Source organism: Staphylococcus sp. FSL W8-1207 (assembly GCF_038003745.1).
GTDB lineage: Bacteria > Bacillota > Bacilli > Staphylococcales > Staphylococcaceae > Staphylococcus > Staphylococcus equorum.
Genome location: NZ_JBBOPU010000001.1, coordinates 875,678 through 898,811, shown reverse-complemented (window position 1 = coordinate 898,811; position 23,134 = coordinate 875,678). Strand labels below are relative to the sequence as shown.

The 23,134-nt window shown below is 33.5% G+C and carries 20 protein-coding genes and 1 other RNA gene; 2 read left to right on the top strand and 19 right to left on the bottom strand.

Going from position 1 to position 23,134, the window contains the following annotated elements; all coding sequences use genetic code 11:
- Positions 1-33 precede the first annotated feature (33 nt).
- The 9 genes from NSR03_RS04525 to sal all read right to left on the bottom strand — a co-directional run bounded on the left by NSR03_RS04525 (position 34) and on the right by sal (position 11,266).
- On the bottom strand, positions 34-366 hold the full coding sequence (locus NSR03_RS04525) for a DUF1292 domain-containing protein (RefSeq protein WP_002507440.1): 333 nt from the start codon (positions 364-366) through the stop codon (positions 34-36).
- A 16-nt stretch (positions 367-382) separates the two neighbouring features.
- Complete coding sequence (gene ruvX, locus NSR03_RS04520) at positions 383-811, bottom strand: Holliday junction resolvase RuvX (RefSeq protein WP_002507439.1); 429 nt, start codon at positions 809-811, stop codon at positions 383-385.
- A gap of 3 nt (positions 812-814) precedes the next feature.
- On the bottom strand, positions 815-1,075 hold the full coding sequence (locus NSR03_RS04515) for an IreB family regulatory phosphoprotein (protein ID WP_002507438.1): 261 nt from the start codon (positions 1,073-1,075) through the stop codon (positions 815-817).
- Positions 1,076-1,144: 69 nt separating this feature from the next.
- Positions 1,145-3,775 (bottom strand): alanine--tRNA ligase, encoded by a 2,631-nt coding sequence (gene alaS / locus NSR03_RS04510; protein ID WP_021339131.1) that lies wholly within the window; start codon positions 3,773-3,775, stop codon positions 1,145-1,147.
- Positions 3,776-4,128: 353 nt separating this feature from the next.
- A complete protein-coding gene (gene recD2, locus NSR03_RS04505; RefSeq protein WP_021339130.1) occupies positions 4,129-6,525 on the bottom strand; it encodes an SF1B family DNA helicase RecD2 in 2,397 nt (798 codons plus the stop codon).
- Positions 6,526-6,528: 3 nt separating this feature from the next.
- Complete coding sequence (locus NSR03_RS04500) at positions 6,529-7,194, bottom strand: tetratricopeptide repeat protein (protein ID WP_002507435.1); 666 nt, start codon at positions 7,192-7,194, stop codon at positions 6,529-6,531.
- Positions 7,195-7,318: 124 nt separating this feature from the next.
- Positions 7,319-8,431, bottom strand: a complete 1,113-nt coding sequence (gene mnmA, locus NSR03_RS04495; protein WP_021339128.1) for a tRNA 2-thiouridine(34) synthase MnmA — start codon at positions 8,429-8,431, stop codon at positions 7,319-7,321.
- Positions 8,432-9,574, bottom strand: a complete 1,143-nt coding sequence (locus NSR03_RS04490; protein WP_021339127.1) for a cysteine desulfurase family protein — start codon at positions 9,572-9,574, stop codon at positions 8,432-8,434.
- 60 nt (positions 9,575-9,634) lie between these two features.
- Entirely contained in the window at positions 9,635-11,266 is a 1,632-nt protein-coding gene (gene sal, locus NSR03_RS04485; protein WP_081329720.1) for a Sal family ABC-F type ribosomal protection protein, read from the bottom strand.
- 301 nt (positions 11,267-11,567) lie between these two features.
- Between sal and NSR03_RS04480 the strand changes: the two genes are divergently transcribed.
- A complete protein-coding gene (locus NSR03_RS04480; protein ID WP_021339125.1) occupies positions 11,568-12,566 on the top strand; it encodes an LLM class flavin-dependent oxidoreductase in 999 nt (332 codons plus the stop codon).
- A gap of 86 nt (positions 12,567-12,652) precedes the next feature.
- On the opposite strand, the gene NSR03_RS04475 is transcribed toward NSR03_RS04480, so the two are convergent.
- The 3 genes from NSR03_RS04475 to cymR form a co-directional block, all read right to left on the bottom strand.
- Complete coding sequence (locus NSR03_RS04475) at positions 12,653-12,832, bottom strand: hypothetical protein (protein WP_021339124.1); 180 nt, start codon at positions 12,830-12,832, stop codon at positions 12,653-12,655.
- Positions 12,833-12,856: 24 nt separating this feature from the next.
- Positions 12,857-13,039: a CsbD family protein gene (locus NSR03_RS04470; protein ID WP_002507428.1), complete on the bottom strand. Its 183-nt coding sequence runs from the start codon at positions 13,037-13,039 to the stop codon at positions 12,857-12,859.
- Between the two features lie 136 nt (positions 13,040-13,175).
- Positions 13,176-13,595, bottom strand: a complete 420-nt coding sequence (cymR, locus tag NSR03_RS04465; RefSeq protein WP_002507427.1) for a cysteine metabolism transcriptional regulator CymR — start codon at positions 13,593-13,595, stop codon at positions 13,176-13,178.
- An 86-nt stretch (positions 13,596-13,681) separates the two neighbouring features.
- Here cymR and NSR03_RS04460 point away from each other — a divergent pair, with 86 nt between their 5' ends.
- Entirely contained in the window at positions 13,682-14,959 is a 1,278-nt protein-coding gene (locus NSR03_RS04460; protein ID WP_021339123.1) for a replication-associated recombination protein A, read from the top strand.
- Positions 14,960-15,044: 85 nt separating this feature from the next.
- Here the strand turns inward: NSR03_RS04460 and NSR03_RS04455 are convergent, their stop codons facing one another.
- The 7 genes from NSR03_RS04455 to NSR03_RS04425 all read right to left on the bottom strand — a co-directional run bounded on the left by NSR03_RS04455 (position 15,045) and on the right by NSR03_RS04425 (position 23,129).
- Positions 15,045-15,815, bottom strand: coding sequence for a tRNA threonylcarbamoyladenosine dehydratase (locus NSR03_RS04455; protein ID WP_002507425.1), 771 nt, complete (start codon positions 15,813-15,815; stop codon positions 15,045-15,047).
- A gap of 165 nt (positions 15,816-15,980) precedes the next feature.
- Positions 15,981-16,170, bottom strand: a non-coding RNA gene (gene ssrS / locus NSR03_RS04450) — 6S RNA.
- A 63-nt stretch (positions 16,171-16,233) separates the two neighbouring features.
- Positions 16,234-18,000, bottom strand: a complete 1,767-nt coding sequence (aspS, locus tag NSR03_RS04445; RefSeq protein ID WP_021339122.1) for an aspartate--tRNA ligase — start codon at positions 17,998-18,000, stop codon at positions 16,234-16,236.
- A gap of 11 nt (positions 18,001-18,011) precedes the next feature.
- Complete coding sequence (hisS, locus tag NSR03_RS04440) at positions 18,012-19,274, bottom strand: histidine--tRNA ligase (RefSeq protein WP_002507423.1); 1,263 nt, start codon at positions 19,272-19,274, stop codon at positions 18,012-18,014.
- 330 nt (positions 19,275-19,604) lie between these two features.
- Positions 19,605-20,477: an N-acetylmuramoyl-L-alanine amidase gene (locus NSR03_RS04435; RefSeq protein WP_021339121.1), complete on the bottom strand. Its 873-nt coding sequence runs from the start codon at positions 20,475-20,477 to the stop codon at positions 19,605-19,607.
- Positions 20,474-20,926 (bottom strand): D-aminoacyl-tRNA deacylase, encoded by a 453-nt coding sequence (gene dtd, locus NSR03_RS04430; protein WP_021339120.1) that lies wholly within the window; start codon positions 20,924-20,926, stop codon positions 20,474-20,476. The genes NSR03_RS04435 and dtd overlap by 4 nt, the downstream gene beginning before the upstream one ends.
- A 13-nt stretch (positions 20,927-20,939) precedes the next feature.
- Positions 20,940-23,129 (bottom strand): RelA/SpoT family protein, encoded by a 2,190-nt coding sequence (locus tag NSR03_RS04425; protein WP_002507420.1) that lies wholly within the window; start codon positions 23,127-23,129, stop codon positions 20,940-20,942.
- Between the last annotated feature and the right edge of the window lie 5 nt (positions 23,130-23,134).

The following is a 23,134-nucleotide window of genomic DNA, read 5'->3' as shown; positions in this document are numbered from 1 at the left end:
TATACGAGACTATATGTGGCTTTTATAGTTATTTTATTCGTGGTCGTGATCGTGGTCATGATCGTCCATTTCAGTATTAACTACTTCTTCAATCATATCCCACTCCTCATCTGTTTCAACAGGTAAGAATTTACCACCTTCACCATTTTCGTCTGGTTCGTTGATCATTGGTACTAATTCAATTAAATCTTCATCATCAGATTCAGCGCCTTCTTCAGCAAGAATGACATATTCTTTTTTGAATTCTGGGTGGAAAAATTCTAGGACTTTACGGTATAAAACTTCATTACCTTCTTCATCATATAGTGTTAATAATTCCTCTTCGTTGTTAATTTCTAATTCTGCATCTTTATTCTGTTCTGTCATTATTAAACGCTCCTTTTTATTGAATAGAGTCTAAATAGCCTTGCAATATAAAAACTGCTGCCATTTTGTCTATTACTTTTTTTCGTTTCTGTCTAGAAACATCTGCTTCCAGTAAAGAACGTTCTGCAGCCATGGTACTTAATCGTTCATCCCACATAATTATCTCTACAGATGGCAGTGCTTCTTGAAGTTGCTCCTTGTATTGTAACGAAGCCTCGCCTCGAAATCCAATAGAATTGTTCATATTTTTAGGTAAACCTATAACAACAGAGCCAACATTCTCTTTTTTTATAATTTTTACTAATTGTTCAATACCTAGTTCATTGTTTTCTTCGTCTATACGGAGTGTGTCTAATCCTTGGGCTGTCCAACCCATTAAATCACTTACTGCAATGCCTACAGTCTTACTTCCAACGTCTAAACCTAATATCTTATGCTTTAACATATATTATTTTGAATTCTCTTGTAAATAATTCGAAACAAGTTCTTCCATAATATCGTCACGATCTATGCGGCGTATTTGGTTTCTAGCCTCGTTATTACGAGGTATATAAGCTGGATCACCTGATAGTAAATAACCTACGATTTGATTTACAGGGTTATATCCTCTTTCTTCCAACGTATTATAGACATTTTTCAATACTGTTTTGACATCTTCTTTTGGAATTTCATCGTAATTAAACTTCATTGTTTTATCAAAATTTTCCATTCTTTTAGCACTCCTTCGTATCAAGTAAAAAAAGTTCTTATTTACATTCTACATTACTATGCATTGAAGTTATAGAGATTTAATGTAATCTTTAATGAAACGTAATGATTCTGTGATGTTTTCAGGTTGAGTACCTCCACCCTGAGCCATGTCAGGACGGCCTCCGCCTTTTCCACCTACAATAGGTGCCATGTTTTTAATAATATCTCCTGCTTTCACTTTAGCAGTTAATTCTTTTGGTACAGTGGCAACTAATGATACTTTTCCATCTACGTTACTTACTAATACGATTACTGTATCTTGTAATTTCGATTTAAAGTCATCCATCGTTTCACGAATTGCTTTGGCATTTGCAACTTCAACTTCTGTCGCTAAAACTTTCAAGCCATTTATATCTTCAACTTGGTCAGTGATATCACCCATTTTTAAGGCTGTAACTTCCTTGTTTTTTTGCTCTAATTGTTTTGTAAGTTCTTTTTCATCAGATTGCATTTGCACTATTTTTTCTAATACTTGCTCATCTGTTTTAACTTTAACTTGAGTCTTAACAGCATTAAATTTCTCTTGTACAGATTCTAAATATAGAAATGCTGATTTACTTGTAAATGCTTCGATACGACGCACGCCTGCACCTGTACCTGATTCACTAACAATTTTAAACAATCCAATTTCAGAAGTATTATTCACATGGATGCCACCACATAACTCAATAGAATATGGTGCCATATTTACAACTCTTACTACATCACCATATTTTTCACCAAATAGTGCCATAGCACCTATTTGCTTAGCCTCATCTATTGGCATTTCTTGGATATTAACATCGATGCTATTCCAAATCTCTTCGTTAACACGTTGTTCAACACGATCAATCTCTGCCTGGCTCATAGGTCCGAAATGTGAGAAATCAAATCTTAAACGGTCTGCTTCAACCAATGAACCAGCTTGATTCACATGATCACCTAACACTTCTTTTAAAGCAGCATGTAATAAGTGTGTGGCACTATGGTTTTTCTTGATTGCACGGCGGTCTTCGTGATTCACGCTTGCAGAAACTTCAGCATCTTTTCTAACTGTTCCAAACTGAACTTCACCTGTATGTAAGTTCTGTCCATTCGGTGCTTTCGTTACTTCAGTCACGACAATTTCAAATTGTTCGTTACTGATTATGCCTTGGTCTGCAACTTGTCCACCACTTACAGCGTAGAAAGGTGTTTCACTTAATACAAAATGAATTGTTTCTCCAGCTTCAACTGTATCTACTAATTCTCCGTTATAGATAATATCAGTAATCGTTGTTGCTTTATCCATGATGTCGTAACCCACAAACTTACTTTCAGTAGTTATTTTTTTCAATACTTCACTTTGAATCTGCATAGATTGAGAACTTTGACGTGCTTGTCTTGCTCTATTCCTTTGTTGTTCCATTTCAATTTCAAAAGTCTGCATATCAACAGAAAGGTTTTCTTGTGTTGCGATTTCTTCAGTTAATTCAACTGGGAAACCATAAGTATCATATAATTTAAACGCATCTTTACCATTGATTTCCTGAGTTGAATCTTTAGCTTTTGCAACTAAATTATTTAATATTGCAAGCCCTTCTTCTAAAGTTTCGTGGAAACGTTCTTCCTCTGATTTAATAACACGTTTAATAAAATCTGATTTTTCTTTTACGTTTGGATAATAAGGTTCCATAATATCCGCAACGATATCAACCAACTGATACATAAATGGTTCATTAATTTCTAGAGATTGACTGAATCTTACAGCACGTCGTAACAATCTACGCAATACATAACCTCTGCCTTCATTAGCAGGTAAAGCACCGTCAGCAATGGCAAACGCAATTGTACGTATATGATCAGAAATCACTTTAAAGGCAACATCATACGTATCTTTTTCTAAGTATTTTTTGCCAGAAACTGCTTCAACTTCATGAATAATAGGCATAAATAAGTCAGTTTCATAATTTGTACGTACATTTTGGGCGATAGAAGCCATTCTTTCTAGACCCATGCCAGTATCAATATTTTGGTTTGGTAATGGTGTATAAGTGTGATCTTTATTATGATTAAACTCGCTAAACACTAGATTCCACACTTCTAAAAAGCGTTCATTTTCTCCACCTGGATACATTTCTTCTTCAGGATCATCATGACCAAATTGATCGCCACGATCATAGAATATTTCAGTGTTGGGACCAGAAGGACCTTCACCTATATCCCAGAAATTACCTTCAATTCGGATAATTCTACTTTCTTCTAATCCCATTTCTTCATTCCAGATTCTATATGCTTCCACATCTTCAGGATGAACTGTGACATAAAGTAATTTCGGATCCATTGCCATCCATTTCTCACTTGTTAAAAATTCCCATGCAAATTGGATTGCTTCTTTTTTAAAATAATCGCCAATTGAGAAGTTTCCTAACATTTCAAAGAACGTATGGTGTCGTGCAGTAAAGCCTACGTTTTCAATGTCATTGGTACGAATCGCTTTTTGTGAATTCACGATACGAGGTTTTCTCGGTGTTTCTCTACCATCAAAATATTTTTTCAATGTCGCAACACCAGAGTTAATCCATAGTAAAGAATCATCATCAATAGGCACTAACGGCGCTGAAGGTTCAACCATGTGTCCCTGTTCAACGAAATAATCAATAAAACTTTGTCTAATTTCACTAGCTTTTAAGTTTTTCATCCTTAAAATTCCTCCATCTCAAATCAAGTTATAACAGTTATAAGAAAAAATTGAAAATAAAAAACGCCCATCCTCATAAAAGGGACGAACGTTTCGCGGTACCACCCTGGTTATAAGCATTAGTAAATCTATTTCTATCTAAATTTTAAAGATTTACATATCAGACGATAGTTATTCTTAAAATTTACTAACTCACACTTATCACTTAATTAGTTATTATTTATACTGACATAAAGCAGCGTTCAACTGTATTATCTGTACTTTCCACCAACCAGTACATCTCTTGTTGTCTAACACAGTCTACTCACCTTTATGCTAAGTTAATTATATTGTATTTACTTTCGTTACTAATGTCAATCTTCTACAAAGTCATATGGTGAAATGTCTCCCATGTTGATCATAGGGTTAATTTTAAAGATATTATCTTCAGTCAAAATGATATCTGCATCAATTGTTTTACTGATTGCAATACTATCTTCAGCATCTTCAGTTACTTCGTTATTGAAATAAGTTTTCAGAAATGTACATAATTGTGTCATTCTCACTTGACCGTGTGTTTTCAATCCAATATCAAATGCTTGTGGGTCACCTAAAAATATAAGCGACTGTTTCGCTCGAGTAAGCCCTGTATATAAAATAGGTTTTTGTAACATTCTAAAATATTGCTTGACCATTGGCATGATGACTATAGGAAACTCAGAACCCTGAGACTTATGAATAGATGTGCAATATGCATGTGTTAATTCTAATAAATCTTTTCGAACAAACGTTATTTCATTGCCCTCAAAATCAACGACAAGTATGTCTTTATTTAATGCATTTTCTTTCGCCCAAAATATACCTACGATTACACCGATATCACCATTAAAAATATTATCACTTGGTCGGTTCACAAGTTGTAAAACCTTATCTCCTTTTCTAAAAACAACATCACCAAACTCAATTTCTCGAGTATCTTTGTCTTTAGGGTTCAATATATCTTGCAAGACCGTATTTAGTTTTTTAATACCTGCGGAACCTTTATACATAGGTGCTAATACCTGAATATCACTCATGTCATATCCTTTATTTACTGCACTTGTCACTACTTTTTCAACTACTGTGGGTATTTGTTCAGTCGTACATTTGATAAAGTTACGATCATGGAAACGCTGTGTAATATCAATTGCTTCGCCCAATTTCATTCTATGTGCCAACTCAATAATACTAGAACCGTCTTGTTGGCGGTATACTTCAGTTAAATTGACACGTGGGATAACTTTTGAATCGATTAAATCTTTAAACACTTGTCCAGGACCAACAGATGGTAATTGATCTTCATCACCTACTAATATAACTTGTGCGTCTATAGGTACTGCACTCAAAAATTGATGAAAAAGCCATGTATCAACCATCGACATCTCATCTATAATAATAAGTTTTGCAGATATTTCATTTTCTAAAATATCTTCAGGTTGTGTATCTTGATTCCAACCAATGAGCCGATGTATCGTCATTGCTTCTAATCCTGTAGATTCTGCAAGCCGCTTTGATGCTCTGCCGGTAGGTGCCGCAAGCACAACAGGGTAATCGTCATTTTGGTAATCATCATAGTCTAACGATAAACCATGAATCTCTGCATATAGCTCTACGATACCTTTGATTACTGTCGTTTTACCAGTACCTGGACCACCAGTTAGTAGCATGATTTTAGTATTGATTGCAGTTTGTAGCGCGTCTCTTTGTGAGTCGGCATATGTTACTTCATTACGGTTTTCTATTTCACCAATTTCAAGCAATAATTCTGATTGCTCAATTTCTTTTAATTTATTTGTATGCGTAAAATTGCGATATAAGTTTTGAACACTTTTCAACTCTGAATAATACAAACTTGGTATAGCAACTTCATTTTCTTGTTGGATTAATTTCGTATCATTTACTAAATCTTGCAATACATTTATAAGTTGTTGTGCATCAATCATTTCTGCTGGTGGTTGAGACAACATATCTTGTGTCATTTCCATAACATTATTTGTAGGTAAATATGTATGGCCTTGTTTAATACATTCTTCTTCTAAAACATATAACAAACCAGCTTTCAGACGTTCATCATCATTAAATTGAATTCCCACGTTACGTGCTAAAGCATCTGCTTTATTAAAACCGATTCCTTTTACATCATAAACCAATTGGTATGGTGTATTTTCAACAACTTTAAGTGTCTCACCTAAATAGGCTTGGTATATTGCCATAGCAAGCTTCGGACCAAAACCTAAGTCGTGAAGTCGTATAATGATTTGTTCTGTTTCTTGATTACTAGCGATTTGTTCTGCGATTTGCTTTTGTTTCTTTTTTGGTAGACTCGGTACTTTTTCTAAAACAGCAGGATCATTTAATATATCACTAATGGCATTCTCGCCTAACTTATTTACAATACTTTGTGCAGTTTTTTTACCAATACCTTTAAAAAGATCGCTGGATAAATAACTAATGATTGCTTCTTTTGTTTGCGGCAACTCTTTTTCAAACGTTTCAGCTTTGAGTTGCTTACCATATTTAGAATGTGTTACAACTTGGCCTTTAAACGTGTAGACATCACCTTCAGCAATTTCCGGGAAAAACCCTACAATTGTAGGCATTGAATCGAAATCTTCATTTGTTTCAATTGTATCTACCTTTAAAACCGTATAAAAATTTTCTTTATTTTGAAATAAAATAGCATCCACGGTTCCTTTAATCATTGAATTGTTAAATAATGTAGGGTCTTCCATTAGTTATTCCTCCTCTGCTATAGATTTAAAAGTTTTGATTGCGTGTTGACTCATCACATGTTCTGGATTTGCTTCAACTGCACGTTCGAAAATTTGAATTGCTTGTGTTGTATCTTCAGTTTGCATATAAGTAGCTAAGCCTAGATTATATAAAGCATCTGAATGCTTCTCATCTAAAGTTAATACATAGTTCAATTGAGTGATTGCTTGTTCAAACATTTCTAAATGACATAATACAAGACCATATTGAAATTGAACTTCTACGTCTTTACGGTCATCTTTTTCAGCGGCAGTCATTAGGAACGGTAATGCTTCTTTAAATGCCTCTAGTTGATTAAATGACATACCAATCATATAATTGGTATCCACTAAATCTACATTGTATTTTAGAGCTTGCTGATATAGTTTGATTGCTTCACTAAATCGTCCTTCATTATAATATACATTGCCTAAATTATAATAAATCGCACCATTTTCTGGATCGAGCGTTATTGCTTTTTGAAAAAACTTTTCAGCCTTTTCAACTTCACCCGCTTCGGCTATTAAAATACCTGCATTTATATAGTTTTCAACTTCTTTGGGATTTTCTTCAATATTTGCAAATAATGCTGTTAACGCTTCTTCAATATTACCTTGTTTAATTAATTTATATATTTGTTCTTGATCCAATTTAAACCCTCATTTCTGACTATTCATTATAACATTTGCTCATCTTTTTTAAATCATATTTCAGAAAAAGAAATCGTTAGTTACTATAATATATAGCTTACTAACGATTTCTAAGTAAAATGTATTATACGACGTAACTTAACTGACCTGATTCTTTAAAGACATCATCAATTGTAGCGCCACCCAAACATACATCACCATCGTAAAGGACGACAGATTGACCCGGTGTGATTGCTCGAACTGGTTCAGCAAATGAAACGCGAATTGCATTGTCATTTTCTTTTTTTACAAATACTTTAGTATCTTTTTGACGATATCTAAATTTAGCAGAACATTCAAAGCCTTCTTCTAAATCAACTGTATTCACAAATGAAATATCAGAAGCGATTAAATAGTCACTGTATAATGCATCATGATGAAAACCTTGTTCTACATATAATACGTTGTCATCTAGATTTTTACCAACTACAAACCATGGATCTCCATCTCCGCCAATACCAAGGCCATGACGTTGACCAATTGTATAATACATTAAACCTGCATGTGTACCGATTTTATCTCCTGTTAATGTAACCATATCGCCAGATTGAGCTGGTAGATATTGAGATAGAAATTCTTTGAAATTACGTTCTCCTATAAAACAAATACCTGTAGAATCTTTCTTTTTAGCAGTTGCTAAATCTTGTTCTTCAGCAATGCGACGTACTTCTGATTTTTCAATATCCCCTATTGGGAACATAACGCGAGATAATTGATCTTGTGATAATTGATTTAAGAAATAAGTTTGGTCTTTATTATTATCGACACCACGTAACATTTCGACATGACCATCTTCATGACGTCTTACGCGTGCGTAATGACCAGTTGCAACATAATCTGCACCTAGTTTTAATGCATGCTCTAAGAAAGCTTTAAATTTAATTTCTTTATTACACATTACATCTGGATTAGGCGTGCGTCCTTTTTTATATTCATCTAAGAAATAAGTAAATACTTTATCCCAATATTCTTTTTCGAAATTAACTGCGTAATAAGGTATACCGATTTGATTGCAGACGGCAATTACATCATTATAATCTTCTGTAGCCGTACATACCCCATTCTCGTCAGTATCATCCCAATTTTTCATGAATATACCTATGACATCGTAACCTTGTTCTTTTAATATGTGTGCCGTTACAGAACTGTCTACGCCACCTGACATACCGACTACCACACGTGTATCTTGATTTGACAACTATATTTCCTCCTTAAATTTATGATAAATTTTGTGTATTTCTGCAGTTATATATTTAATTTCTTGTTCAGTCGTTTGTTCATTGAAACTAAATCTTACAGAGTGTTTTGCACGTTCTTCATTGCCATACATTGCTACTAAAACGTGCGATGGTGTCGTTGTTCCTGCTGTACATGCAGAACCTGACGAGACATATATATTAGATAAATCCAATAAGGTAAGCATCGTTTCTACATCAACGAAAGGCAAATATAAATTAACGATATGCCCTGTTGAATCTGTCATAGAACCATTCAATTCAAATGGAACTGAGCGCTCTTGTAATGTAACGAGAAATTGGTTTTTCAAATTCATTAAATGAACATTATTATCGTTTATATGATTATTCGCTAAAGTTAAAGCTTCAGCTAACCCTACAATTTGTGGGAGATTTTCTGTGCCTGCTCTTCGTTTTGCTTCTTGTTCCCCACCTAATTGTGGAAATTGTAATTTTGTATCATCTTTGACTAATAAAGTCCCCACACCTTTGGGACCTCCAAATTTATGTGCGGTGATACTCATCGCATCAATGTTAAATTCATGAAAATCTATTTCCAAGTGCCCTATCGCTTGAACTGCATCAACGTGAAACAAAGCGTTAGATTCAGCAATGATATCGTCAATATCATACATAGGTTCGACTGTACCTATTTCGTTATTAACAAACATGATTGACACTAAAATTGTTTCGTCCGTGAGTGCTGCTTTTAATTGGTCAAGTTGTATTAAGCCTTCGTGATCCACATCTAAATATGTTACTTCAAAGCCTTCTTTTTCGAGTTGTTCAAAAACATGGAGTACAGAGTGATGTTCAATTTTAGATGTAATGATGTGTTTACCTTTATGTTGACGTTCGTACGCAATACCCTTTATTGCAGTATTATTAGATTCAGTAGCGCCACTGGTGAATATAACTTCACTTGGCTTAGCATTAAATATCTTCGCTACCGTTCTGCGCGATTCATCGAGATATTTTCTTGCGTCTCTTCCCATACTATGAATAGAAGACGGATTACCATAATGAACGCTATAAACATCCATCATCTTATCTATAACTGCTTGTTTGACTGGTGTTGTTGCAGCATAATCTGCATATACTTCCATGTTTGACACTCCTAACAATTTTATCAATGTTCCAATGATAGCACCATCTAATCAAATTTTCTAGTTCTCTGTTTCAAAATGTCCACTTTCATCAATTGTTTTGTAATCATCTAATAATTTCAAAGTATCAACGGTATTTGTCTTACGATATTGATTGAGCGTCAAATTATGAAGTTGCTTATTGGATACTTCCCAATGCGTCGCTGTGAATCGTGATTGTAAGTACTGGTCATGTGTGACAATGAGCACTTGACCACTAAAACTATGAATCATGTCCATAATCAAGTCTTGTGTTGTGATATCAAAATAGTTTGTTGGTTCGTCTAATATCAATAAATTAGGATTTGAGAAAAATAATAATACAAACTGCAACCTACTTTTCTCTCCCATTGACAAATAAGCAACGGGTTCAATAATTTTATCTTGGTCGAAACCAAATGCAGCTAAAATCGTTTGGGCCTGGCTACGTGTCATACCTTCTAAAACTAACAAAGTATTTAAAGGTGTCTCACGATACGTTAAATTATTATTTTGTTGATCGAAATAACCTATTTTAAGTGAAGGTGTAATATGGATAAAGCCTTGATCAGGTTTTATTTTTTGTCTAATCAAGTTGATTAATAGTGATTTTCCACTGCCATTAGGTCCAGTAAGTAAAATGTTTTCATTATTCTTAATTTCGAAATTCGCTTGATTATAAATACAAAGATCATTTATTGAAATACTGAAATCTTCTAACCTCAATAAATAACGTTTACGCTTTTTTTCATGATGTTCGAAACGAAACTTTCTATTATCTTTTTCGGGTTCTTCGATATTTTTTTCGTTTAATTTTTGATTTAATTGTGATTCTTTTACTTTTGATTTTTGTGCTAATTTACTCAATCGTTTTTGCATAGAGGGATCGCGAACACTCGTTGTTTGCTTAGAAGCAGCATGCCATTCTTTAACTCTTTTAATGGTGTCTTCAAGCTTCTTAACTTCTTTCTGCTGTTTTTCATAAGCATTCACTTGTGTTTGAAACTCTAAATCTATAATTTCTTTATACTGGTTATAATTACCCGTAAATTTCCTTGTCTGTGTTCGATTTATCTCTATGATATGACTAGCAGTTGCATTGATAAAGCCACGGTGATGAGATACATAGATTATTGTACATTTTGATTTATTCATGTGAGTTATCAAATCATTAAGCATAGTTTGATCAAGATGATTAGTTGGTTCATCTAATAAAATCAAATCTTTCTCTGAAATAATCGAACGTAATAATGCGACGCGTGTTTGTTGTCCTCCACTTAAAAGACCCATTTGTTTGTCTAAATCAGTTTCGGTTAAATTAAATAAATTCGCTTGTGTAATAATTTTTTGTTCTACTTCATAACCATTATATGCTATATAATCAGCTATTTTTTCATAATTATAAGTTATCTCTTTTTTTAATTTTAATATTTCTGGAAATAAAGATAAAACAAATTCCATTCCAGTTTCATTATAATAATCTGTCATATCTTGCGTCATAAGATATGCATTATCTCTATACTTTAAGTATAATTCACTCAGTAAGGTTGTTTTACCAACACCATTATCACCCACGAGCGCTATGTGTTCTCCTATTTCAACACTTATATTCACGTGATTTATCAACGTTTTACCATATTTTTCAAATGGTTTTTGAACATAATAAAAAGACATATCAATTTCCTCACTTCCGAGGATATGACATGCCATAAATATATACTGCAATCATTATATGCGGTTGCTTAATAATAGTTCATATTATTTACGACATGGACATATCCTATAACTTTCTCATTTAAATGTAGTTTTGTTAATTTATTTTCTTGATATTTATCCAATGTCTTCATCGCCTTAATTAAGCCACCTAACGTTTTTAATTTCCATCATTATAACAGTGAGCAGTTTCTTACGCAAGTTTTATAACGACTGTTATACTTCAATATAATAACAATCAATGAGGAGGACAACGATAAACATGTACAATTTAAAATTATCAGCGCTTAATCTTGTACCTATTCGAGAAGGAGAAGATGATCAAGCTGCGATTAAAGATATGGTTAAATTAGCTCAAAATTTGGAGACGTTAGATTATGAACGCTATTGGATTGCAGAACATCACAATGCACCAAATTTAGTAAGTTCTGCTACTGCTTTGTTAATCCAACATACATTAGAGCACACATCTAAAATCCGAGTAGGCTCAGGTGGTATCATGTTACCAAATCATGCACCATTAGTAGTTGCCGAACAGTTTGGTACGATGGAAACAATATTTCCAGAGCGTGTAGATTTAGGTTTAGGACGTGCTCCTGGCACTGATATGATGACTGCTAGTGCCTTACGTAGAGATCAACATAATGGTGTTTATGAATTTCCGGAAGAAGTTGAACAACTTGCCAAATATTTTGGTCCTGGTAATCAGCAAGCATATGTGCGAGCTTATCCCGCTGTAGATAAACATGTACCACTTTATATCCTAGGTTCATCTACTGATTCTGCCCATTTAGCAGCACGAAAAGGACTTCCTTATGTTTTTGCTGGTCATTTTGCACCACAACAAATGAAAGATGCAATCGAAATTTATAAAGATTTATTTGAACCTTCCAATGAACTTAGCAAACCTTATGTCATCGTTTGTTTAAATGCCATTGTTGCTGATACTGATGAACAAGCTGAATACTTATCAACAACTCAAGCACAAGTTATGGTCAGTATAACAAGAGGCAGAATGCAACCACTTCAACCACCTACTGATGATTTAAAAGGTATCTTAACACCTACTGAATTTGAAATTGCCCAACAACGTATGAGTTCATCACTTATCGGCTCTGAAGAAACTGTAAAAAATAAAATTAAAACATTTATAGATGAACATGGTGATATTGATGAATTAATGGCTATCAGCTATATTTATGATCAAGAAGCCCAACTTGATTCTTACCATAAACTAAAAAACGTGGTAGATACGCTATAAAATTCAAGTAAATAAAATGATAAAATCCCAATCTACAAGTTTGTAGATTGGGATTTTATCATTTTACAAATTAATTTTAGCAAAGATTATTTTTCGTCTTTGTTATCTTCACCTTTGTTATCTTCTTCTTTGTTATCGTCACTGCCACCAGTGAATTTATCAATTTGTTCTGAAGCTTGTTGTGCTTTTTCATTGTCAGACCCTTTTAATTTTTCAGATACAGTTTTTGCAGTTTCTTTTGCTTTGTCTAAGAAATTTTCAGCCATAGTAATTACTCCTTTTAAATTAAATTATTTTTTGAATTTATCAATAGCGTCATTCGCTTTATCTTTTGCATTTTCTACGAATTCTTTAGCTTTACCAGAAGTTTTATCTTCCTTGCCTTCATTTTCTAAATCTTTATTGTCAGTTACATTACCGACTGTTTCTTTCACATTACCTTTTGCTTGTTCGAATTTATTTTCATCTGCCATGTAAATTACCTCCTTAGCAATGTATACAAATTAAATACCACTAATCATTCTGTCTAAACATGAAAAAGAAAATAAATCCAATATTTTCATTAAAAGAAATCATTCTGAACTATAAAATTATAAATTATATTACATTTTAAATATAAAACATATAACCATCTAAGTCATCAGTTTCTTTAAAATCGGCTAGATATTGTAAAGTTGTATTATCAAGTACTTCTCTAACAGCATCTCTCATTCTAATCCAAAGTTCTTTTTGCGCAGGTGGCTCTGATTCAATACTTTCTACAAACGTAATTGGACCTTCTAATAAACGTATAATATCACCAGCTGTAATTTCTTCCGCTGGTACTCTTAATTGGTAACCGCCTTTTGCACCACGAACACTTCGAATTAATCCAGCATTCCGTAAAGGACCGACTAATTGCTCTAGATATAGATCACTTAAATTATTTTCTTCTGCTATAGATTTTAATGATACGCACCCTTGTCCTTGTTTTTTAGCTAGGGAAATCATTAATGTTAACCCATATCTTCCTTTTGTTGAAATTTTCATTATATTACCTCACTTAATTCGAATACTATATATTAACATTCTATCATTTTTTACGTTAATATAGAATTAGAAAGGTGTGACAGATTGTGACGAACGAACCACTTGCATCTAGAATGCGTCCGAATAACATAGATGAAATTATTTCTCAAAAACATTTAGTAGGTCCAAAAGGAATTATTAGAAGAATGGTTGAAACAAAAAGATTATCTTCAATGATATTTTTTGGTCCTCCTGGTATAGGTAAAACAAGTATTGCAAAAGCGATATCTGGCAGTACACAATTCAAGTTTCGACAGCTCAATGCTGTAACGAATACAAAAAAAGATATGCAGTTAATTGTGGAAGAAGCTAAAATGTCTGGACAAGTAATTCTATTATTAGATGAAATACATCGTTTAGATAAAGCCAAACAAGATTTTTTATTACCGCACTTAGAAAATGGGAAAATTGTATTAATTGGCGCGACAACATCTAATCCTTACCATGCAATTAATCCTGCTATACGTTCAAGAGCTCAAATTTTCGAATTATATCCATTAGATGACAATGATGTCAGAGTCTCATTAGAGAGAGCAATTAATGATGCTGAACGTGGGCTCGCTACTTACAATCCAATTGTTGATGATGAAGCAATGACTTACTTTACCACACAAAGTCAAGGCGATGTTAGAAGTGCACTCAATGCTTTAGAATTGGCTGTATTAAGTTCTAAAGTGACTGATGGCAATAGGCATATCACACTAGAAGATGCAAAAGATTGTTTGCAAAAAGGTGCTTTTGTAAGTGATAAAGATGGAGACATGCACTACGATGTAATGAGTGCATTTCAAAAATCAATTAGAGGTAGCGATGTTAATGCTGCATTACATTACCTTGCACGTTTAATCGAAGCTGGAGATTTACCAACAATCGTTCGACGTTTATTAGTAATTAGTTTTGAAGATGTCGGTTTGGCGTCACCAGCAGCTGGTCAACGTACATTAGCAGCAATAGAGTCAGCTGAGCGTTTAGGTTTCCCCGAGGCTAGAATTCCTTTGAGCCAAGCTGTAATAGAACTTTGTTTATCACCAAAATCTAACTCAGGTATTTCAGCTATTGATGCTGCACTATCAGATATACGTAAGGGACATGTTGGTCAGATTCCTGACCACTTAAAAGATGGTCATTATGCAGGTGCTAAAGAATTAGGTCGGGCAATCGGTTATAAATATCCGCATAGTTATGAGAGCGGATTCGTTTCACAACAATATTTACCCGATAAACTTAAAAATAGAATTTATTATGAGCCCAAAACAACCTCTAAAAGTGAACAGCAATTTAAGTCTGTTTACGACAATATTAGTCATTCACAAAAAAAGAAATAAAATATAAATCAGTATAATCCATAAAAGGTAGCTCCCAAAAACAGGAAGCTACCTTTTTAAATAGTTATTAATGAATGAACATTTTTTATTTTTTGTCTTTAATACGCGTAACGGGAATGTCTTTTAGAATATCATTAATTACAAAACCTGCACTGATTAATCCAACTACACTAGGCACAAAAGCATTTGAAGATGGTGGCATTTGCCCTTTTCTTGTTGGTGCATTAGCATCACCCACTGTATCTTTAACATCTTCTCTAATTACAATTGGACTTTCATCTGAATATACAACAGGTATCCCTTTATGAATACCTAATTTTTTTAATTTACGTCTTATAATTTTAGCCATCGGATCTGTATGCGTTTTAGAAATATCTGCAACTTCAAAACGTGTTGGATCAATTTTATTGGCAGCACCCATGCTTGAAATCACGGAAATACCTCTATCTAAACACTCTTTCATTAAGTGTACTTTATAAATGATTGTGTCACTTGCATCTACAAAATAATCGATATCATACTCACTGAACAACGCTTCATAAGTTTCTTCTGTATAAAACATATGTAATGAAGTCACTTTACAATCAGGGTTAATTAATTTAATACGTTCCTCCATCAAAGTCACTTTACTCTGACCGATTGTAGTCGTAAGCGCATGCAATTGACGATTGACGTTAGTGATATCAACATCATCTTTATCAATAAGAATGATATGACCAATATTCGTTCGTGCCAAAGCTTCAGCGGCAAATGAACCAACCCCACCTACACCAAGCACAACAACTGTCTTTTCTTTTAATAATTCCAAGCCTTCTTGACCATAGGCTAATTCATTTCTAGAAAATTGATGTCTCATCTAAATACTCCTTATTATTATTAATATGCTATAACAAAACTATTATAACATTATCATATATTTATATTTACAAAATGCATTATTTATCTTACATTATTTGAAATCGTAGCATACACATTTTAAATTTCAGCAAAAAAAATACGCAAGACCGAAGTCTTGCGTACGATAGAGTCCGTTAGTGCCGTAGTTATAAAGTGCTTGATCATTCGGCCTGCTTATAACAGGTGGGTGCCCTGTTTCTTGTTTTGCAAGTCCTCCTTTGAGGCGTGTGCGCTGCAAGAAAACCCATTGGGCTCCCGGATCAAAGAGTGTTAGGCCCAAATATGAAGCAAACTTACGAACACTTCAGATGACTATCTTATGTGAACATCATAACACATAATTTCAAATTAGCAAGAATTAAAACTTTTTGCGCTAATTAATGACGAATACGTAATGAAAGTTCTTCTAATTGATTTTCTGATACTTCACTTGGTGCATCTGTTAATAGACATGTTGCAGATGCAGTTTTAGGAAAGGCAATTGTATCACGTAAGTTTGTGCGATTCGTTAATAACATAACTAAACGGTCTAATCCTAATGCTATGCCGCCGTGTGGTGGTGCACCATATTTAAAGGCATCTAGCAAGAAACCAAATTGTTCTTTTGCTTGTTCGTCTGTGAAACCTAAAACTTCGAACATTTTAGCTTGTAAATCAGCATCATGAATTCTGATAGAGCCCCCGCCTAATTCATAACCATTCAAAACAATATCATATGCATTAGCTTGAACATTCTCAGGCTCAGTGCTTAATTTTTCAATATCTTCTTGTTTCGGTGAAGTGAATGGATGATGTGCTGCAGTATAACGTTTAACATCTTCATCATATTCAAGTAAAGGCCAATCTGTAACCCATAAGAAATTCAATTTCGTTTCATCAATCATGTTTAATTCTTTCGCAAGTTTAAGACGTAAAGCGCCTAAACTTTGTGCAACAACACTTGGTTTATCTGCTACGAATAATACTAAGTCACCTGCTTGTGCTCCAGTTAGCGATTGTAACTTTTCAACATGATCATTTTCAAAGAATTTGGCGATTGGCCCATTTAAGCCATCATCTACAACTTTTACCCAAGCTAAGCCTTTAGCACCATAGATGTTTACAAATTCAGTTAAAACATCTATATCTTTTCTTGTATATTTGTCAGAAGCGCCTTCAGCTACAATTGCCTTAACTTGACCATCTTTATTGATGGCATCTTTGAATACTTTAAAGTCCATGACTTCACCAAGTTCTGAAACATCGATTAACTCCATGCCAAAACGTGTATCTGGTTTATCTGAACCATAACGACTCATAGCTTCGTTATATGTCATTCTTGGGAATGGACGCGGTACTTCAACGTCTTTCACATCTTTAACAACATTTTGCAACATTTCTTCGCCCATATCGATCACATCTTCTTGATCCACGAAGCTCATCTCAATATCTACTTGAGTGAATTCTGGTTGACGATCAGCACGTAAATCTTCATCACGGAAACACTTAACAATTTGGTAGTATTTATCAAAACCACTAATCATTAATAATTGTTTGAATATTTGTGGTGACTGAGGTAAAGCATAAAATTCACCGCCATGTACACGTGATGGTACTAAATAGTCACGGGCACCCTCTGGCGTAGATTTATTTAATACAGGTGTTTCTATATCATAAAAACCTTCTTGATCTAAGTATTGTCTAATAGAACGTGTTGTTTGGTGTCTCATTTTAAATGTTTGTGCTAACTCTTGACGTCGTAAATCAAGATATCTATATTTTAATCTGATATTTTCATCTACATTTTGATTTTCTTCATTTAAAGCAAATGGAGGTGTCTCAGATTTATTGATAATTTGAATATCTGAAACTTGTACTTCAACTTGACCAGTTTCAATTTTTGGGTTTACTGTTTGAGGATCACGTTGCTTAACTATTCCTTTAACTTCTACCACATACTCTGATCTAACAGTTTCTGCAATTTGTAATGCTTCTGCTGAAAAATCTGGGTTAAATACGATTTGGACATAACCTTCACGGTCACGTAAATCAACAAAAATTAAGCCACCTAAATCTCTACGGTTGTGTACCCAACCTTTTAATGTTACTTCTTGGTCTAATAACGACTCAGTTACTAAACCACAGTATGTTGTGCGTTTACTCATGATATCTCTCCTTAATTTTTGAAATAATTAACCATTTCATCTAATTTAATAGTTTCAGTTTCGCCTGATTCCATATTTTTTACATTAATTTTATTTTCTTCTAGCTCTTGCTCGCCAACAACTATTGTATATCTCGCATTTAATCTATCTGCTTGCTTCATTTGGCCTTTAACTTTACGTTGTAAATAATCTTTATCTGCCTTCACACCATTTTTACGTAAATCATTTAATAGTTTAACAGCATAACGGTCCGCTTTATCGCCCATTGTTACAATAAATAAATCAAATTCATGATTGGCATTAAGTTCAATTTGTTCTTCCTCTAGTGCAAGCAACAATCTTTCAATACTTAACGCAAATCCTATACCAGTTTGACTTGGTCCATCTAATAATTCCAATAAGCCATTATATCGTCCGCCACCACATAATGTAGTAATCGCACCATCATAATTAGGGTTATCCATCATTAACTCGAAAGCAGTATGTGTATAGTAATCTAATCCTCTAACTAAGTTCGGATCTTCTACATACGGAATACCTAAATCATCTAAATGTTGTTTTACTTCTGAATAATAAGCTTTTGATGATTCATTTAAAAATTCTGTAATACTTGGAGCTGTTTTTATTTCTTCTTTATCTTTATCGATTTTACAATCTAAAATCCTCATCGGATTTGTGTGTAAACGTGATTGACAATCACTACAAAATTGATCGATTACAGGTTCAAAATGATTCACAAGTGCATCATTATATTCTTTACGAGAATTTATATCACCAATACTATTAATAACGAGTTTTAAGTGTTTCAATCCAAATGACTGATAGATATGCATTGCCATTGCTAATACTTCTGCATCAACACCTGGATTTTCAGCGCCAATAGCTTCTACACCAAACTGAGTGAATTGGCGGTATCTACCTTTTTGTTTTCGTTCATAACGAAACATTGGTCCGTTATAGTATAGTTTAATAGGTTGGTTCGCAATACCTTGCATTTTATTTTCTATATATGAACGTACAACTGCTGCTGTGCCCTCTGGACGTAATGTGATATTTCGGTCACCTTTATCTTTAAAGGTATACATTTCTTTTTGAACAACATCCGTTGAACCACCTACACCACGTGCAAATAATTCAGTACTTTCAAAAATTGGTGTACGAATTTCTTCGTAATTATACAATTCCATGAGTTGATCTAACTTTGCTTCAATATAACGCCATTTCTTTGTTTCCTCTGGTAAAATATCTTGAGTCCCTCTAGGTATATTTATCATAGAACCTCTCCTTTTAAGCAATAAAAAAACCCTTGCATGACTAATAGTCATACAAGGGACGAATTTCCGTGTTGCCACCCTAATTGGTTATAAATATTTAAATTTATAACCCACTTCATACGAATAACGTTCGTTACACGGCTTTATTTTTAAAGCACCTCTTCTTGTGTTAAATTTCTAAATTACTAAGCATAATTTTTCAGCCAGGAATTATGTCTCTTCGCATTGTTTAAATGTTACCATTTCGTTTAGAATTTTCAAGAATCATAGCGGTTTTAATATAGAATTCATATTTAATAATAACGAGTTTATGACTAATATGCAACCCTTTTATTCTGAGAAGTATGCACGTAGTCCATCAACTACTGCTTTTTCTACAATTTGTCGATGTAATTGATCTCTAATCATATCTTCATCTGTAGGATTACTAATATAACCTAACTCTAATAATACTGCTGGTACATCTGTTTGTCTCAATACTTGGAAGTTTTCTTGTCGTGCGCCTTTATTTGTTAATAAAGCTTTCTTTTGTAAGCTTGCACTCAACGTCTCTGCTAATGCTTTTTGATTTTTCTTAAACCAATAAACGGTACTACCGTTTGCTTTAGCTGATTTTAATGAATCGTTATGTATACTAATATAAGCATCACCTTTAATATTTCTATCGCTAAGACTGACATATTCATCTGAACTACGTGTCATATTCACTGTTGCACCTTCTTTTTCTAAAAGTACTTTGAGTTCTTTAGCGGTTTTTAAAGTGTATACTTTCTCTTTACTATGTTTGTTTGTATTACTTGATGCCCCCTGATCACGTCCACCGTGACCAGGGTCAAGTACAATTATTTTATCTTTCAAAGGTTTAGCATTCTTGTTAGTGTCTGCTTGAATATTTAAATTCGTATGCCAACCAGCCACCCAGCCTTTTTCATTGTTACCGGATTCTACTTCAATCCACTTACCAGATTCGCCAATTTTATGGAAGTTTTGTCCCTTTTTGATTGAATTAATTTCTGGATAAACAGCGTTAGGTCCAGTTCTTAATTCTGCATCTTCAGTAATATAAATCGTACTACTGTTTTCATCATTATGATTTAAGAAAGCAATAATCATAATAATGAAAATGACAAATGCTACTGCGACAATAAATGTGGGGATATTTCTAAGATTATGTTTTTCTAACCAAGTATCGAGTTTTTTCATACTATTTTGCCATCCTGACTTTCATAAATCACTGTTACAGGTCCATCATTAGCAATATTCACTAACATATCCGTACCAAATTCGCCTGTTAACACGTTTATTCCATAAGAACGTAATGCATCGTTAAACAATTCGTAATATTCATTTGCCTGTTCGGGAGGCATAGAATAAGAGAATCCTGGTCTGTTCCCTTTTCTAACGTCTGCATACAATGTGAATTGCGATATAGATAAAATTTCACCTTCAACTTGTTGAATATTTAAGTTAAGCTTTCCATCATTATCTTCAAATAACCGTGCATTCACAATTTTTTTTGCTAATGCCAAAATATCAGCCTCGGTAGATGTTTTACCAACACCAACAAATAAGCAATATCCTTTTTTTATTTTATTTTCAATATTTTCATTAGAAACCGAAGCTTCTTTTACTCTTTGTACGACTATTTTCATGTATGTTGCACCTCTAATTCCAAACTCTTGTGACAGTATATACATCGCCGAGTTGTTTAATCTTGTCTACAACTTGGTAAACTTCGTTAACATTTTTTACCATAACACTAATATTAATTACAGCATTTTTATCGATATCTGACTTACCAGATACTTTCACTAAATTACTTTTAGTTGAATTTACAGCTTGTAACACTTCATTTAGAAGCCCATTTCTATCGTAAGCAGAAACTTCTAAATCTACCTGATAACGTTGAGTAGCGTCTTTAGAACGTACCCATTCTACATGAATCAAGCGGTCTTTTTCACTTTTAATATTAGGGCAATCTGTTCTATGTACTTTAATGCCATGCCCTTTAGTGATATAACCAACAATATCATCACCTGGGATTGGATTACAACATTTTGATAATTTGATTAAGACATTTTCAATACCTTCAACATATACGCCACTATCCGTTGTAATGTCTTCTTTAATAGGTACTGATTTAGAAATTTCTTGTGCTGAATTCAATGCTTTTTGTTTATCTTGAATACGCTGTTTTTCAGTCAATTTATTCACTATTTGTAAAGCTGTTACGCCACCAAAACCAACTGCAGCAAATAAGTCATCATCGTTAGCAAAATTATATTTATTATTTACTACGTCAATGTTTTCTTCATTTAATACTGTGTCTACTCTGAAACCTTGATCTTTTATTTCCGCTTCAATCATAAATTTACCCTTTTCAATGTTTGAAGAGCGATCTTGTTTTTTAAAGAAACTGCGAATTTTACTTTTCGCACTTGATGATTTTACAATTTTCAACCAATCTCTACTTGGACCGTAAGAATGTTTGCTTGTTCTAATTTCAACAATATCTCCAGTTTGCAATACATAGTCTATAGGTTCGATCTTACCATTTACTTTTGAACCTATCATTTTATTACCTACTTCACTATGAACTGCATATGCAAAATCAATAGGAACTGCACCGTAAGGCAATTCTACAACGTCACTTTCTGGTGTAAATGCATATACTTTGTCACTTTGTAAATCAAATTTAAGTGTTTCCATAAATTCTTCAGCATCCGAAGTAGTATTGTCTGTTTCTGCAAACTCTTTAATCCAATTTAATTTTTTATTAAAGTTTTGTGCTTTCTCAGTTACTTTTTTGCCTTCTTTATATGCCCAGTGTGCTGCTACACCATGTTCAGCGATTTCATGCATTTCAGAAGTTCTGATTTGTATTTCAAGCGGATCGCCGTTTGGACCAACAACAGTTGTATGCAGTGACTGATACATATTTTGTTTTGGCATCGCAATGTAATCCTTAAATCTACCAGGCATCGGTTTCCAAAGTGTGTGTACTAAGCCCAGTACAGCGTAACAATCATTGATAGAATTTACGATAATTCTAACAGCTAATAAATCGAAAATTTGATCAAACTGTTTCTTTTGTTTAACCATTTTTCTATATATACTATATATGTGTTTAGGTCGTCCATTGATTTCTCCAACAATATTCATACTAGACATATCTGCTTGTATACGATTTATAGCATTTTGAATGTAATCTTCTCTTTCACTACGTTTTTTCTTCATTAAATTAACAATTCTGAAATATTGAACGCTATCTATGTATCTAAGCGCTGTATCTTCCAATTCCCATTTAATGGTATTGATACCTAATCTATGAGCCAAAGGTGCATAAATTTCGAGTGTCTCTTTAGAAATTCTAATTTGTTTTTCTCTTGGCATCGGTTTTATTGTTCTCATATTATGTAAACGATCTGCCAATTTAACTAAAATCACACGTACGTCTTTAGCAATTGCGATAAATAGTTTTCGATGATTCTCCGCTTGCTGTTCTTCTTTCGAACGATATTTCACTTTTTTTAATTTTGTTACACCTTCTACAATAACTGCAATTTCTTCATTGAACATACCTTGAACATCATCAAATGTATATGGTGTATCCTCGATTACGTCATGTAAAAATCCCGCAACAATTGTTGGCCCATCTAAATGCATTTCAGTTAATATGCCAGCAACTTGAATTGGATGCATTATGTATGGTAAACCATTTTTTCGAAATTGACCTTCATGTGCCTCATAAGCAATATGATAACTTTTTAACACATATTCATAATCTTCTTTTGACAAATATGATTTGGCTTTGGATAGTACTTCATCAGCACTATATGGATATTCATTGTTCACTTAAG

Coding starts and splice junctions, on each gene's coding strand:
- sal (WP_081329720.1), bottom strand. CDS start 11,266: ATGTCTTTTTATTATGTTCAAAAACCATTTGAAAAATATGGTAAAACG.
- NSR03_RS04470 (WP_002507428.1), bottom strand. CDS start 13,039: ATGGCAGATGAAAATAAATTCGAACAAGCAAAAGGTAATGTGAAAGAA.
- alaS (WP_021339131.1), bottom strand. CDS start 3,775: ATGAAAAACTTAAAAGCTAGTGAAATTAGACAAAGTTTTATTGATTAT.
- ruvX (WP_002507439.1), bottom strand. CDS start 811: ATGTTAAAGCATAAGATATTAGGTTTAGACGTTGGAAGTAAGACTGTA.
- dtd (WP_021339120.1), bottom strand. CDS start 20,926: ATGAAAATAGTCGTACAAAGAGTAAAAGAAGCTTCGGTTTCTAATGAA.
- cymR (WP_002507427.1), bottom strand. CDS start 13,595: ATGAAAATTTCAACAAAAGGAAGATATGGGTTAACATTAATGATTTCC.
- NSR03_RS04515 (WP_002507438.1), bottom strand. CDS start 1,075: ATGGAAAATTTTGATAAAACAATGAAGTTTAATTACGATGAAATTCCA.
- NSR03_RS04455 (WP_002507425.1), bottom strand. CDS start 15,815: ATGAGACATCAATTTTCTAGAAATGAATTAGCCTATGGTCAAGAAGGC.
- hisS (WP_002507423.1), bottom strand. CDS start 19,274: ATGATAAATATACCTAGAGGGACTCAAGATATTTTACCAGAGGAAACA.
- NSR03_RS04475 (WP_021339124.1), bottom strand. CDS start 12,832: ATGGCTGAAAATTTCTTAGACAAAGCAAAAGAAACTGCAAAAACTGTA.
- recD2 (WP_021339130.1), bottom strand. CDS start 6,525: ATGGAAGACCCTACATTATTTAACAATTCAATGATTAAAGGAACCGTG.
- NSR03_RS04435 (WP_021339121.1), bottom strand. CDS start 20,477: ATGAAAAAACTCGATACTTGGTTAGAAAAACATAATCTTAGAAATATC.
- NSR03_RS04480 (WP_021339125.1), top strand. CDS start 11,568: ATGTACAATTTAAAATTATCAGCGCTTAATCTTGTACCTATTCGAGAA.
- NSR03_RS04490 (WP_021339127.1), bottom strand. CDS start 9,574: ATGGAAGTATATGCAGATTATGCTGCAACAACACCAGTCAAACAAGCA.
- aspS (WP_021339122.1), bottom strand. CDS start 18,000: ATGAGTAAACGCACAACATACTGTGGTTTAGTAACTGAGTCGTTATTA.
- NSR03_RS04525 (WP_002507440.1), bottom strand. CDS start 366: ATGACAGAACAGAATAAAGATGCAGAATTAGAAATTAACAACGAAGAG.